Annotated in this window: 12 protein-coding genes and 2 pseudogenes; 5 read left to right on the forward strand and 9 right to left on the reverse strand. The window is 57.1% G+C overall.

The features are described from left to right. Nucleotides 1-153: 153 nt before the first annotated feature. Nucleotides 154-1,452 carry an IS4-like element ISAzvi6 family transposase gene (locus AVCA_RS14615; protein ID WP_081434895.1) on the reverse strand — a complete coding sequence of 433 codons (1,299 nt, stop codon included), beginning with the start codon at nt 1,450-1,452 and terminating at the stop codon, nt 154-156. Nucleotides 1,453-1,587: 135 nt separating this feature from the next. On the opposite strand from AVCA_RS14615, the gene fldA reads away from it, so the two are divergent. Both fldA and AVCA_RS14625 read left to right on the forward strand, forming a co-directional pair. Continuing rightward, nucleotides 1,588-2,070 carry a flavodoxin FldA gene (gene fldA, locus AVCA_RS14620; protein ID WP_012701757.1) on the forward strand — a complete coding sequence of 161 codons (483 nt, stop codon included), beginning with the start codon at nt 1,588-1,590 and terminating at the stop codon, nt 2,068-2,070. Beyond that, nucleotides 2,049-2,420 (forward strand): DUF2023 family protein, encoded by a 372-nt coding sequence (locus AVCA_RS14625; RefSeq protein WP_041807279.1) that lies wholly within the window; start codon nt 2,049-2,051, stop codon nt 2,418-2,420. Before fldA ends, AVCA_RS14625 begins: the two co-directional genes overlap by 22 nt. 397 nt (nt 2,421-2,817) lie before the next feature. Here the strand turns inward: AVCA_RS14625 and AVCA_RS14630 are convergent, their stop codons facing one another. The 6 genes from AVCA_RS14630 to AVCA_RS14655 all read right to left on the reverse strand — a co-directional run bounded on the left by AVCA_RS14630 (nt 2,818) and on the right by AVCA_RS14655 (nt 8,518). Next, a complete protein-coding gene (locus AVCA_RS14630; RefSeq protein WP_012701759.1) occupies nt 2,818-3,642 on the reverse strand; it encodes a contractile injection system protein, VgrG/Pvc8 family in 825 nt (274 codons plus the stop codon). A gap of 9 nt (nt 3,643-3,651) precedes the next feature. Further along, the gene (locus AVCA_RS14635) at nt 3,652-3,858 is read right to left on the reverse strand and encodes a tail protein X (RefSeq protein WP_175556006.1); all 207 of its coding nucleotides are present in this window, start codon (nt 3,856-3,858) and stop codon (nt 3,652-3,654) included. 51 nt (nt 3,859-3,909) lie between these two features. Further along, nucleotides 3,910-4,131: a hypothetical protein gene (locus AVCA_RS14640; protein ID WP_012701761.1), complete on the reverse strand. Its 222-nt coding sequence runs from the start codon at nt 4,129-4,131 to the stop codon at nt 3,910-3,912. Nucleotides 4,132-4,740: 609 nt separating this feature from the next. Continuing rightward, a complete protein-coding gene (locus tag AVCA_RS14645) occupies nt 4,741-5,682 on the reverse strand; it encodes a p-hydroxyphenylacetate 3-hydroxylase reductase component (RefSeq protein ID WP_012701762.1) in 942 nt (313 codons plus the stop codon). A gap of 142 nt (nt 5,683-5,824) precedes the next feature. Beyond that, nucleotides 5,825-6,994, reverse strand: a complete 1,170-nt coding sequence (locus AVCA_RS14650) for a p-hydroxyphenylacetate 3-hydroxylase oxygenase component (protein WP_012701763.1) — start codon at nt 6,992-6,994, stop codon at nt 5,825-5,827. Between the two features lie 543 nt (nt 6,995-7,537). Beyond that, entirely contained in the window at nt 7,538-8,518 is a 981-nt protein-coding gene (locus AVCA_RS14655; protein ID WP_012701764.1) for an IS5 family transposase, read from the reverse strand. 503 nt (nt 8,519-9,021) lie between these two features. Between AVCA_RS14655 and hpaR the strand changes: the two are divergent. Continuing rightward, nucleotides 9,022-9,440 (forward strand): annotated as a pseudogene (gene hpaR / locus AVCA_RS14660) (homoprotocatechuate degradation operon regulator HpaR). A gap of 189 nt (nt 9,441-9,629) precedes the next feature. Here hpaR and AVCA_RS14665 read toward each other — a convergent pair. Together AVCA_RS14665 and AVCA_RS14670 are read right to left on the reverse strand one after the other, a co-directional pair. Continuing rightward, nucleotides 9,630-11,084 (reverse strand): NAD-dependent succinate-semialdehyde dehydrogenase, encoded by a 1,455-nt coding sequence (locus AVCA_RS14665; protein ID WP_012701767.1) that lies wholly within the window; start codon nt 11,082-11,084, stop codon nt 9,630-9,632. 21 nt (nt 11,085-11,105) lie between these two features. Further along, nucleotides 11,106-11,468: pseudogene (locus AVCA_RS14670) on the reverse strand (aldolase/citrate lyase family protein); the annotation flags it as partial. A 5-nt stretch (nt 11,469-11,473) separates the two neighbouring features. On the opposite strand from AVCA_RS14670, the gene AVCA_RS25105 reads away from it, so the two are divergent. Continuing rightward, nucleotides 11,474-12,403: a GMC family oxidoreductase gene (locus tag AVCA_RS25105; RefSeq protein ID WP_081434896.1), complete on the forward strand. Its 930-nt coding sequence runs from the start codon at nt 11,474-11,476 to the stop codon at nt 12,401-12,403. Between the two features lie 81 nt (nt 12,404-12,484). Continuing rightward, nucleotides 12,485-13,732: an MFS transporter gene (locus AVCA_RS25110; RefSeq protein WP_012701768.1), complete on the forward strand. Its 1,248-nt coding sequence runs from the start codon at nt 12,485-12,487 to the stop codon at nt 13,730-13,732. Nucleotides 13,733-14,084: the final 352 nt, after the last annotated feature.

Consider the following 14,084-nt stretch of genomic DNA (forward strand, 5'->3'; position numbering starts at 1 on the left):
ATGCACGCAGGCAGCAGCGCGAGCGCCGGAGCGATGGCCGTGGCGTGGATCTCGGATAGCGTCATGGAAGATTTCCTCCTGGTATAAAAAAGCCCCGACGGTTGCCGGGGCTCGGAAACAGGGAAAAAGCCGCGCACGGGTGGCTAATGCTGTTCACTTAAGCGGAGCGGCCTTACGATCCACTGGATATCGGGTTTTGGAAATCTTCACCGTCCTTGGCCTTCCTGGCCTTGGACGGTGATCCAGAAACAGTCCCCCGATACCTCCTCGCAGCTCAGCCAACCTCCTACCCGTTGCCGATACCGGATTGGCCGCCGCCATGACGATCAATAGCACGGCGATGTACTGACAGGCGGGTTTGAAGCGTATGTCCGAGGGCGCTCGCCCAAAGGCCACAGCGGCTTGGCTGGCCTCGCGGCGAATGATGTTGTAAGCCAGCAAGAGCCCCCAGACTTCCTGATAAATCAGCTCGACCTTCTTGCTACGCAGCGTCACTGCGTTCTGTTGCATCGAGCTTTTGATGTCCCGGAAGCCCAACTCAATCTCCCAGCGCTCCAGGTACAACGCGGCGACAGCGCCTGCGCTGTAGCTTTCTACGGGGACTGAAGTGAGCAGCGATCTGGCGTGCCCTTGGCTTTCATAACTGACCTCACGCACATCCCAATGCGTGGGCAGATTCGGGTTTCGTTTGCGTGCCTGGGGCGAGACCTTCATCCGAACACGGCGATCGTGCTCGCCACAACGCTCGATTTCCTCTATGACCAGATTCTTGCGAGCCGGCGTCAACCCGTGACGACTGCTCCCACCTTCGGCGACGCTTGACAGCAGATCAGCGCCCCAAAAGCCTTTGTCGAACAACGTGATCGAATTGTCCGGGATCTGGCCGAGGAAGGTTTCGGCCAAGCGCATCTCGCTGCCGCGATAGGGGCTGAGCTGGGCATCGAGGATCACGTGAGAACGCACATTCATCAGGGCAACGAGACGCAGCATTGGAAAAGGCGTCTGGCGCTCGGTCCCCGTGTTACCAGAGCCAAAATGCTCTCGCAGCTCAGGTGAATCAGGGGTTCGCAGCAATGCGCCATCCACCGCAAACACTTGCAAACCGTTCCAATCATCGCCTTCGTATCGCTCGCCACCCCATTGTTTACCTGTCTGGCGGAACAAGGATTCGACTGGATCGGCTCCTAGTCGCTTATGCGCTTCAGTCACGCCGCTGCGCGCCAGCAGTTGATCGGAGGCCAGGCCTTGAGCACAGATATTCAGGCATCTGGCCACCTCATGCACAGGCTCATCGCGGAACAAGGCCATGCCCAGCACCAACCAAAGTACCTGATCGCTCGGCAGGCGGCGACGCCGTATGGTGGCTTGTGCAGAGAGATTGAGCGCACTGGCGACCCATTCAACAGGAATGTTCCGGGTGGCGGCCTGGCAAGGCGTTCTGTCATGGCTCAGACTTCCGCGGAGACAGAAACAACAAGCTATTGCAAATAATTCTATTTATCATATGGTGTCCAGGCACAGCGGAACTGGTGATGGCCCATCCTGGGTCCGCTACAGAATTCCAACCGATCTCGAGTGAGTTGCAATATGAGCGTAACCATTGTTTATGGGTCCGACGGCGGGTGCACCAAGAAGATCGCTTCACGGATCGCCAGCAAGGTCAACGGCCGTGCCCTGGATATCAAAAAGGCTCAAGTTTCTGATTTCGAAGACTGTTCCCTGCTGATCCTGGGCTGCCCGACTTATGGCGATGGCGATTTGCAGACGGACTGGGATGAGCAGCTCGAGTTGCTCGAAGAAGCGGATTTGGATGGCAAAACGATAGCACTGTTCGGCACCGGCGATCAGGAAAACTATCCCGGCTCCTTCGTGGACGCGATCGGCACTCTATACGATATCGTGGTAGAAAAAGGCGCCAACGTGGTCGGGCTCACGGATGTCGAGGGTTACGATTTCACCGGTTCGACCGCTGTGCGCGATGGCCGCTTCGTCGGGCTGGCCCTAGACGAAGACAACCAGTCCTCCCAAACGAACGCTCGGATCACGGCATGGCTTGCTCAGCTCATGTAGGGGCCTGCTTCGGCCAGTACATCTATGAATATCGCAAGGGAGTGCGTCAGCTTTTCCTGCTTACCATGGCCCCGCACGAGGCGATGGCACTCCAAAAGAGGCTGGAAAAAGAGTCCATCGACTGTTACGTGCAAGATGTCGGCATGACGAAAGTCAATGTGTTCTTTGGTCGCGGACCTTGCGTCGAGACTGTGCGCACCATCGTGACCAAACCCTTGCACGAGCTGACGCCGGAGCAGGATTTCATTCTTGGCACCTTACTGGGGTACGACCGCGAGCAGCAGTGCTTGCGGTTTCTCACCAGAGCAGGAAAACAGCACCAGGACAAGGCCGCTGGCTGGCTGCATTAAACCAGTTACCCCCGGCGCACGACGAACCTCCGGGGGATGCTTTTCGAGGTGTTCCGTTCTCCACCTGCGCTTCGCAGCTCCTTCAGGATATGCCGATACCGGCACGCCGGATTTGGCCGGATCGAGAGTCAGAGCGACGCGAAGACTCCCTTATATAAGGGCGCATCACACGCTGGGCAGATCGATGGCCTGGAGTGGCCCGTCTTTCTTCTTGCTCTTACTCTTGCCGACCTTGGCCTTGCCGGCGTTGCTGGCGAAAATCTCGTAGCTGTCCCCCCACCACCGCCTGAGTAGTTCCGGGTGACAGACTCCACCAGGTAGTCGCCGTCGGCACCGGCCTTGAAGCTACTCAGGCGCACCGTCGTCTCGGCGGCGATTTCGGCCCGCCCTATCGATGTCAGCGAGCCGGAGGCGGTGGCCCGGTTGAGTCCATCGAGTCACGCCTGGGCGGCGGCTCTGGCCGCTTCTGGAGTCGGTAGCTGTGCCGGCCGACATGCTCGCCGCCGGTCTGCGCCGCCGTGCTGTCCGGGTTGGGCAGCTCGATCACCACCGGCTGGCCGGTCTTGGTGTCGTGCGTCTTGGTCTTCACCTTGGCGAAGCTGGCCCGGTCCGGGAAGGTCAGGCTGTAGCGGCTCAAGTCCTGCGCGGTCAGCGTGACCACGGGCAGGCTCTTGCCGCTCGCCGTCTTGCCGCCGTCGCGCGGCACCACCAGCAGCGTGCCTCCCTTCACCGTGGCCGAGGCCCCGTGGTGGCGGGCCAGCCGGGTGATGAAGTGCAGGTCCGACTCGCGTTGCTGGTCGGCGCGCGGCACACTCGCCTCGACCCGGCAGGCCGGCGTCCAGCCGTTGCGCCCGGCCACCTTCTCGACGATGGCCGCCAGGCTGGTGTCCTCGTAGGCCACACTGCGGGTGCTGCGCGCCTCCTGGCGCATGTCCGCAGGCTTGGCCCGGATCGTCATCGTCGCCGGCGGCCCGGACAGTTCGATCTCGTCGACCGTGTACGTGCCCATCGGCGACAGCGACCGCCCCTTCCAGCCCAGGGACACGCGCAAGCGCGCCCCCTTGGGCGGAAACGCCATCCGGCCGTCGCGGTCGTCCAGGCTGATCTCCAGTTCGTCCGACTCCAGGCCGGCCTTATCGACGATACGCAGTTCCAGCAAGCGGTCGCGCAGCAACGCGGTGATGTCCTGCCCGTCGGCGAACAGTTCGAAATCAGCTTGCATGGGGCCTCCTCACGACCACAGGCGGACGGTTTCAGCGTTCGCTACCTGCAGGTCCGGCAGCAGGATCAGCACGCCGCTCGAGTACGGCTGCGGGATGTCTGCCAGGCCAGGATTGGCCTCCAGCACGGCCTCGAGCGTGCCGTTGAGGTGGCCGTAGTGGCGGTGACAAAGGGTGTCGAGGATGTCCCCGTCAGTCGTTCGCATAGTCATCGCCATAGCGGCGGAACTCCAGAGTGAAAGTCTGTTTGCGTGGGGCGCCGTCGGGCATCAGGCTGCCCTGCTCCTCGTCGATCTGGGCTGCCTCGGCCATGGACAGGCACGCCGGCTCCGGCCGATCGCCGCGGCGCCAGCGGTATCCAGCGACTCGGTCGCCAAGCGCCCGACGACCGTGCTCAGCCGGTCGGTGGCATCGCCCAGCCCGGTCGTGACGGCCTGGGCGCCGGCGGCAACAGTGGCGGCCATGGCCAGGGTCTCGATCAGGATGCTCATGGTGCGTCCTCAAACATGCGCCGCATCGTGCTGGCCTTTGCCCTGTTGGCCAGGGTGCACCCCCTGACTCCCCCAAAAACCATCCGGCGGCTGATAGCCCTGATATACCCGAACTGATCCGCTGGTCCATACGGGAAATCCAGCGAACGGCTATCCAGCTGGCACAACGACAAATCGCGCCGACTCACATCATGGCTTGGTCGCTCTGGCGTAGGAGGCACCAGCTCCGGGCCCAGCAAGCACATATGAAAGTAAAAATACAACTGTAGTGTTAAGCGGTCCGCCAGCCCTCCATCAGTGCCAGCGGGACGTAGCCGACACCTTCCTCGCCGCTGAGGTGATCGACCGGCCGGTGGACATGCGGCTGTTGTAGGAGCGCAGTTTCACGGCGGCGTTGATGGGTGAAGGGATGATTGCCGACAGCCACCCGCCTCCGATCGGCATCATCCGCACCGGGAGCCGGGTGCCACCAGCAATTCAGGGGAGAGATCGAGCCAGACACTCTCCGAGAATCAGGGAAGCCCTGACTCTCGGGCAAAGCGGCCAATCGAGCGTAGGGTTTTCGGACCTGCGATCAAGCTTTGAGAAAGGTACTTTCGCCTCGTTTACTCAAACCAACTTCGTCAAAAATTTCAGCATGTCTTTAAAGGTCTTCACCTGCTCTTCGGCAAAGCAGGAAAACACTTCATTCTGCTGATCCAATGCAATCTTCCACAGGATTTCCGCCTGGGAAACGCCCTCTTGGGTAATGGCATACCCGGAATCGGCTTCGACTATCAGCTTCTTGCGCATGAGGGTTTCCAATGCCTGTTCGACCTCTTGCAAGGGCATGGCGACCTCGCGTTGCAACGCCGTCAGCCCCATCGCCTCTTCGTATTCCAGCACCATTAACATCCGTGCCTCATTGACCCGCAGACCGCTGGACAACTGTCTGGGCTGGTACCGGGACTGGTAACAACGCACCGCCTGATTCATCAGATAATAAATATTATTGCCAAGGCGCTCATGGAAAGCGGCAGTCCTGCCGGTTTCTTCTTTTGCCTTGTCGAGCTGCGGATGCGGCAGCACGGAAGAGTAAGCCCCTTGATGGTAGAGCAGCGGAGCACGGCCAAAATCATCGAAAGCGACGACCTTGCCAATCAGAACCCAATGATCCCCGCCCTCGACGATCTGATACTTTTCACATTGAAAGCGAGCGGAACAATCGGAGAAAAGAGGCGCCCCGCTCAATCCCGGCTCGTAGACGACACTGGAAAACTTATCGCCCTGAGGTCGGGCAAAATGGTTGGAAAGATCGATCTGATCTGCTGCGAGGATATTCACAGCGAAGTGCGTGGCCTCTTCGAATACCGAAAAACTGGAAGAACGCTTGTCGATACTCCAGAGTACTAACGGTGGATCAAGAGATACCGAATTAAAACTATTCGCCGTTACCCCAGCCAATCTTCCGGAGTCGGTTGCGGCCGACACTACGGTGATACCGGTAGCGAAATTACCCAAGGCACGGCGAAAGGCGCGCGAGTCGAACCCCTGCTCATTCATAGTATTCATACGATCTCCTATAGTGCCGAATCGGCACTATGGCAGGATATTGAAATCTGCATCCCGTTATTCATGCAAAAGACCGAACCATCAAAACTTCGGGTGGGACATATGCAACCCCAGGTTCCAGATGGGCCGAATGCTCGGAGACTCAGACCATGGTCGGGTCGGGCTCAAGACCCATGAGTTCCCTGCCTAGGATCTGGGCGCAAACATCGTAGTCGGTATAAGCATGAGCACCGGTCATGTGCGAGTCGCGGAAAAGGCGCTGCATTTCGTTATCTTCGAACCAACTCGTCGCACCGGCGGCCCCGAACAGGCGATCGACCGCCTGAATGCACATTTTCACCGCATAAGCCTGATTGGTTCGCCAGAAGGCGAGCGTCTCACGACTCGGATACTGATGGCGTTCCCCATATTCGGCGTGCTCTTGCCAAGTTTTTTCGAGAAAGGCGCGCGCTGCGGCAACTTGGTGGGTCGACTCTGCCAACCGCATCAATGCCGGCGTGGCAGTACCGACATTGGCACCGGTATAGGCGCGGACACGATTCTTGGTCTTCTCCTGGAAAGCAGCCAGCATGCGTTCGGCCACACCCAGACTGATTGCGGCGAACCCACTGGCGAAATAAGGACGATAGGGCGTGTAAAAAATCTTGCTGTCCGGATACAGGCCGTACCCTTTGGAGCGGCCCTCCATCATATCTTTGGCCGCCTCTATCCGATGATTGGGGACAAAAGCGTCCTTGATGACCAAGGTCTTGGAACCACTGCTCCGCATCCCGACGGAAAACCAGTCATCACGAATTTCGTAGTCACGGCGCGGTATCACGCCAAAGCTATAGATCAGTTCGCCTTCGGCGTTCTTGCGGCGAAATCCGACGATCGCCCACTCGGCATGATCGCAACCACTGCTCCAGCCCATTTCCCCGTTGAGAATAACCCCACCCTCGGTTTCCTCGATACGACCGAAGGGCGCGATACTGCTGCTGGCCGTTGCGTCCGGATTCTCGCCCCAAATCTCGTCCTGCAATTGTTTCGAGAACATCGCCAACTGGTGGCTATGGGTACACAACAGACTGAAAGCCCAGGCGGTTCCACCGCAGGCTCCAGCAAGCATGGCAACGCAATCGGCAAACTCCGGCAGAGAAATCTCCATTCCGCCGTAAGCCTTTGGCTGAAAGGCGCGATGCATGCCGATACTCTTGAGCAACGAGATGTTTTCTTCGGGAACCATCCGCTCCTTTTCGGCTCGAACGGCATTGCTGGCAATTTGCGGGAGAATGATATTCAGATTTTCGAGAAGAGGATTCAGCTTTTTCATGAACAGACCTTAGTTAGTTGTTTTTATACAGATTGATCCACTAACCCACACAGGCACATGCCTGGGCGCATTGAAACGCAAGAGAACCACTTCAAGGCTCGAAAATATTATGGGTACCGGAACAAGTCACAAACAATGCAACTTCCAAAGTCGTTATTGTACTTTTCGTCGAACGACCTCGGCGAAAGACGGACGCCCCCTGAAATCGACCGTAGAGGATGCCCGTGGAATTCAATGGACAAGAGCGCCGGTACCCGGATGGAGGCAACTCCATATCCGCACCCGGCCAGTACTTCAGCATTGGCAGGCTGGCAGGGACATGCCGACAATGTCGGCCGGAAAACGAGCCCCATCGCACGAAGATGTGGCGAGAGGCGAACCTTGCGAAGGCCCTTAGGGATGGTCTGAAGTAGCCATGCATTTCTGGCTGACTTCAGCGCCTGCCGATTTTGAAAGCGACCAATCGATCTATAACACTCAGATCAGTCACGCTTCCCTCTCTTTTTCGCTACCGCGAGCACCTCGCAGCAGCCATTTTCCGCATTACAGGCGCACCTCTCCTGCGCTGGCCAGCAAATGTCGGCGGGCCATCCACAGATTCGACAGGGCAAACAGCGTCACCATTTGCGCGGCATTCTTGGCCAATCCACGGAAGCGCACCTTGGTGTATCCGAACTGGCGCTTGACCACTCGGAACGGATGCTCGACCTTCGCCCGCACCTGGGCCTTGGCTTTCTCGATCTTGCGGATCGCTTTGTACAAGGCACTGCGCTTGCCATGTTTCTTGTAGTTGCTGCGCCGGGCCGCGATCTGCCAGATGACTTGGCGACCTTCATGTTCAGGGCGCTTTTCGACTCCGGTGTAACCGGCGTCCGCGCACACCACGTTTTCCTCGCCGTGCAGCAGTTTGTCGACCTGGGTGATGTCCGCGACATTGGCCGCCGTGACCACGACGCTGTGCACCAGGCCCGAGTCCTCATCGGCACCAATGTGGGCTTTCGCGCCGAAGTAATACTGGTTCCCTTTCTTGGTTTGATGCATCTCCGGGTCACGCTTGCCGTCCTGGTTCTTGGTCGAACTCGGCGCATGAATCAGCGTGGCATCGACGATGGTACCCTGGCGCAGCGACAGGCCCCGGTCGCCCAGATAGCCATTGATCACCGCCAGAATCCCAGCCGCCAACTCGTGTTTCTCCAGCAGACACCGAAAGTTGAGGATGGTGGTTTCGTCGGGAATGCGCTCTAGGCTCAGCCCGGCAAACTGGCGCAGGATCGTGGTCTCGTACAGCGCCTCCTCCATCGCCGGATCGCTGTAGCCGAACCAGTTCTGCATCAGATGTACGCGCAGCATCGCCATCAAAGGATACGCCGGACGACCGCCTTCACCCTTGGGGTAGTGCGGCTCGATCAAGGCAACCAAGCCCTTCCACGGCACCACCTGATCCATCTCGATCAGGAACAACTCCTTGCGGGTCTGCTTGCGCTTGCCGGCGTACTCGGCGTCGGTGAAGGTCATCTGTTTCATCGGGAAACTCGGGCAACGGGATCGGCGTATTTCACCAGATTCGGGAAGGCTTCTTCAGGGTTTCCTTAGGAGCGGGGGGAACGGCTACCGGGTTGCCGGGGTATGCAAACGACGAAGGTTATGGAAACCGGTGTCCGAGCCGGCGGCTGGATGCAGGCCGATCCCGACTCACACGGTTTTCCACCTGAACCATCAACGACCGATATCGGATCGGCTCGTCGGTTGCGAGCATTCGCTTCATTTCACGATCGGGTATGCTTTGCGGCCCGCACAACGGAAGCCGATGAGTCTTCGCAGCCAAGGAAAAGGTGGCGTGCAACCGGTGCCTGGATAATCTCGCCGTATGAGTCCGTATCCTCGCGCGCAACGCTTTCGGTCGACCTCGCGCCGACGACACGACACAGCCTTCGAGCAGATCCGGCTTCCTCGTTGCTAGCTCTATCGACACAGCGCAATAAATTGTTAATCTATTCATAAATTCGAGCACGAAAAGCCATAAAGCCATGTCGAACCCAAGACCCTCGCTCACTCTTTCACTGCTTCAGGCCCGCGAAGCAGTCATGTGCTACTTCCGCCCCTTGCTGAATCAACATGGTCTGACGGAACAGCAGTGGCGGATAATCCGAATCCTCCGGCAACAGAAATGGAAAGCTATCAGCTCGCGGAACTGGCCTGCATTCTCAAGCCGAGCATGACAGGGGTTCTCAACCGCCTGGAGCGTGACGGGATCGTCCGTCGCAGCAAGCCGGCCCACGATCAGCGCCGCATGTACGTCGCCCTTACAGAAAAGGGGCAGCAGTGCTTCGTGTCCATGGCCGACGAGATGGAAAACAACTACCGCAAGATCCAGGAGAAATATGGAGAGGAAAAGATGCAGCTACTCTTCGAACTGCTCGCCGACCTGAAAAAGATCAAGCCATAAACGTTTCAAGCAGTTCTGCAGAACACGAGAGGCTTTTTTGGAAACCCTCGGAGAAACTCGCCGGTTACGAAATCGAACGCAACGCCTCCTCTTCTTCGTAAAGATGCCTCCGTCAGTTCCCACAAGGCCACGCCACCCGCTCCGGGCATGCCCGTCCCATTGACCGCGGCACGCCTGGAACGGGTTGTGTCAGGCATCGATACCAAAGCACAGGTATTTCAGCTCGACATAATCATCGATGCCGAATTTCGAACCTTCGCGGCCAGTACCCGACTCCTTGATGCCGCCGAACGGAGCGATCTCGGTGGAAATGACGCCCTCGTTGACACCGACCATGCCGTATTCCAGCGCCTCGCTCACGCGCCAGGCGCGGCTCAGGTCGCGGGTGTACAGGTAGGAGGCCAGGCCGAATTCGGTGTCGTTGGCCATCTGGATAGCCTCGGCCTCGCTCCGGAAGCGGAAGATCGGCGCCAACGGGCCGAAGGTTTCCTCGCGCGCCACCAGCATCTCCGGGGTCGCCTCGCCGAGAACGGTCGGTTCGAAGAAGCTGCCGCCCAAAGAGTGCGGCTTGCCGCCAGCGAGTAGCCTGGCGCCCTTGGTCAGGGCGTCCTCGATGTGTTCCTGCACCTTGAGCACCGCCTTGGCGTTGATCAGCGGGCCCAATTGGGCGCCCTCCTCACACGCCGGGCCAACCTTGAGCGCCTTGACCGCAGCGACCAGGCGACGGGCAAACGCGTCGTACACGCCCTCCTGTACCAGCAGGCGGTTGGTGCACACGCAGGTCTGGCCGCTGTTGCGGTACTTGGAGGCCAGGGCGCCGGCCACGGCGGCATCCAGGTCGGCGTCGTCGAAGACGATGAAGGGCGCGTTGCCGCCCAGTTCCATGCTGACTTTCTTCATGGTGTCGGCGCATTGCGCCATTAGCAGCTTGCCGATACCGGTGGAACCGGTGAAGGACAGCTTGCGCACCGCCGGGTTGCGCGTCAGTTCGCCACCGATCACTCGGGGGTCGCCGGTCACCACATTGATCACGCCGGCCGGGATGCCGGCGCGCACCGCCAGCTCGGCCAGGGCGAGGGCCGACAGCGGGGTTTCCGAGGCTGGTTTGATGACGATGGTGCATCCGGCGGCGAGCGCCGGGCCGGCCTTGCGGGTGATCATCGCGTTGGGAAAGTTCCACGGGGTGATGGCGGCGACCACGCCGATCGGCTGCCTGATGACCACCAGACGGCGGCCTTGCTTATCGTGTGGAATCACGTCGCCATAGGTGCGCTTGGCTTCCTCGGCGAACCATTCGATGAAGCTGGCGCCGTAGGCGATCTCGCCGCGGCTCTCGGCCAGCGGCTTGCCCTGCTCCCGACTGAGCAGGCGGGCGAGATCTTCCCGGTTGGCCATTATCAGTTCGAACCACTTGCGTAGCAGTACCGAACGCTCCTTGGCGGTCTTCGCGCGCCAGGCCGGCAAGGCGGCCTCGGCGGCGGCGATGGCACGGGCGGTTTCGGCAGCGCCGAGGGAAGCGACCGTGCCGATCGGCGACAGATCGGCCGGATCGGTCACTACGAAGGTGGCGCCGTCGTCGGCATCGACCCATTGGCCAGCGATGAAGGCCCTGGTGCGCAGCAGAGTGCTATCGGTCAGTTGCATGGCGAATCTCTCGAAAGGAAATCAGTAGACGCTGCCACCGGCCGCCACCGGGGCGGCGCCCTTGAAGTTGGCGGCGAGGCTCTTCAGCGAACGCATCAGCAGACTGGTATCGACGCCCACGGCGACGAAGGCGCAGCCCAGCGCCAGGTAGCGGCGGGCCAGCTTCTCGTCGGCGCTGAGGATGCCGGCGGCCTTGCCAGCCGCGCGGATGCGGGCAATGGCGTCTTCGATGGCGGCCTGCACCTCCGGGTGGCCGGGGTTGCCACGGTGTCCCATGGCCGCCGACAGGTCCGCCGGGCCGATGAACACGCCGTCGACGCCGTCCACGGCGGCGATGGCATCGAGGTTCTCCAGCCCCTTGAGGCTTTCCACCTGGTACAGGAGTAGAGTTGATTGATAGGAAAACAGGTGCTCTTAGCCAAATTTCTGTGTGTGAAGAAGTCATTTTGAGTGCTGGGGCTTTATCGACACCAAAGATACTAATGTTGTCCGGCATTGGTCCAAAAGATCACTTACAAGAGCACGGTATTCCCGTTCTACATGATGCCCCACAAGTCGGTAAAAACTATCAAGATCACTTGGAAGTATCTGTTTATGGTCGAACCAAGGACCCTATTAGCCTGCTTGGCAATGATACGGGACTGAGAGCTCTAAAGCATGGCATACAATGGACTCTCTGGAAAACCGGGTTATTGACTTCCAATGTGGTTGAGTCTGGTGGCTTTGTGGATTCTTCTAATTGTGGTCGTCCGGATATCCAGTTCCATGTGCTCCCCACCCTAGTGGGTGACGTGGATCGTGAGCCAGTTGACGGTCATGGAGTCTCGATCAATCCCTGTTTTCTACGTCCGAAGTCTCGTGGCTTTGCTAAACTACGCAGCCCTAACCCATTAGACTCGATGGTTTTTGAAAGCGGGGCCCTAAAAGAACAAGAGGATGTCGACAGTTTGGTGCGAGGTGTCAAGCTTGCTCGCAAAATCTTGCGTGCACCTGCATTGGCGAAATTGGTTGAGCATGAGCTGTTGCCAGCTCGCAATGAAGACATTTTGGATACTGAATTAGAAGCTTACGTACGTAACTATGCAAAAACCGTCTATCACCCCGCTGGCACTTGCCGCATGGGGAGCGATACAGACGCAGTGGTTGACCCAATGTTGAAGGTTAAAGGTGTGGATGGAGTTCGCATATGTGATGCCTCAGTGATGCCAACTTTAGTATCCGGCAATACCAATGCACCGACCATTATGATTGCTGAGCGTTGTGCAGAGTTTATTCTTGGCCTGGATGCTTGTGCCAATCAAAGACTTGAGATGGTATAGCTCGAACATCTGTCGGGTGTTGCCCTGCCTTAACTTGGGCAGGGCTTTCTGCTCAGATAAAAACAACGAAAAGGCATACTTATGAAAACTAACACCTATGAAAATCGATTATTACTAGTTCTATTTTTGTGCTTTGGGTTTGTATTTTTCGACCGACTGGCCTTATCTTTTTTATTTCCCTTTATCGCTAAAGATCTTGGCCTGAATAATAGTCATCTCGGAATGCTGTCATCGATATTGGCTTTGATGTGGGCATTGTCCGGCATGACACTGGGGCATGTCGCTGACAAGAAAGAATCCAAGAAGTTTATCTTGGTGATCTCAGTAATTACCTTTACCTTATGCTCAGCACTGTCTGGCATGGTGACTACCTTTATTAGCCTGCTGATTTTCCGTGCTTTTATGGGCGTAGCAGAAGGCCCGGTATTACCGATTTCCCAATCGCTATTGGCAGCAGCCTCTACCCCTAAGCGTCGTGGTCTGAATATGGGGCTGGTAAATGCTTGTGCTCCGGGCTTGATTGGTACGGTGCTTGCCCCACCAGTTTTAATCTGGATCGCTACTGAGTATGGGTGGCGTTCTGCTTTTTACGCTACAGTAATACCTGGCCTGCTGATTTCTGTTTTAATCATGCTACTTGTGAAAAACCAACACACACATGAGTCCATGGCCACAAGCCATCAGCCTCACTTAGGAGGCATGGAGAATATCAAAGCACTGATCAAAAAACGCAATATTTTACTATGTATACTGATCTCCTGCTTTTACATATCTTGGTTTATCACTCTAATTACTTTTACTCCAACTTTCCTTATGCAGGGTCGGGGCTTCACACCTGAAGTCATGGGAGAGATTATGGGATCTTTAGGCTTCGCTTGGATGATTTGGGGGTTCGTGATTCCTGCAGCCTCCGATCATTTTGGCCGCAAACCAATGATGATTCTGTTCACCTTGATCGCTACTGCCTGCCCTATGGTAATTCTATATGCCGATGCTGATGTCATGTTTCCAATGGTGTTCCTGACATATACCGGCTTGGGGTGCTTTACCCTATTTATGGCGACTATTCCAGCTGAAACTGTATCCCCTTCTCAGGTAGCCACTGCTTTAGGGCTAATCATGGGCATAGGTGAATTATTCGGCGGTTTTGTCACGCCTATCGTTGCGGGCTTCTTGGCGGATATCTATGGCCTGGAAATCGCAATATGGATCGCCTCAGGCGGCTCTTTAATTGCATTGATGTTATCAATATTTTTGAGCGAAACTGCACCTGTGAAGCAAAGAAAGCATTCAAATAGTGAGCGAGAGGGACTTTCTGTATCCCCTTGATGATAGCCACATATGCTTTAGGAGAGTGGTACATTATTTATGCAGTGTGTAGTTCTCCACTTAGAGAATACAGCACGAGCCTGACTGATATCAAATAATGACTGGTGGCAAATCTGCTCAAGCGATCTTTCGGTGAGCGCGGCACACCTGGCTGACATGACAATTGGCTGATGGCTAATACTTTTTATGCATTGCGCCAGCCTCATGATTTAGAACAATGCCTAACAACCACCATGAGTTAAAAGCTGCTTGCTCTATGTAATCCGTGATATTGGATTTATTTTTTTACAAACAAGAAAAATAATAGGTAGATAGATCTATGCATCATAAACTCCCGCATGGCATGGGACTC

Origin of the sequence: Azotobacter vinelandii CA (assembly GCF_000380335.1) — a bacterium.
Lineage (GTDB): Bacteria > Pseudomonadota > Gammaproteobacteria > Pseudomonadales > Pseudomonadaceae > Azotobacter > Azotobacter vinelandii.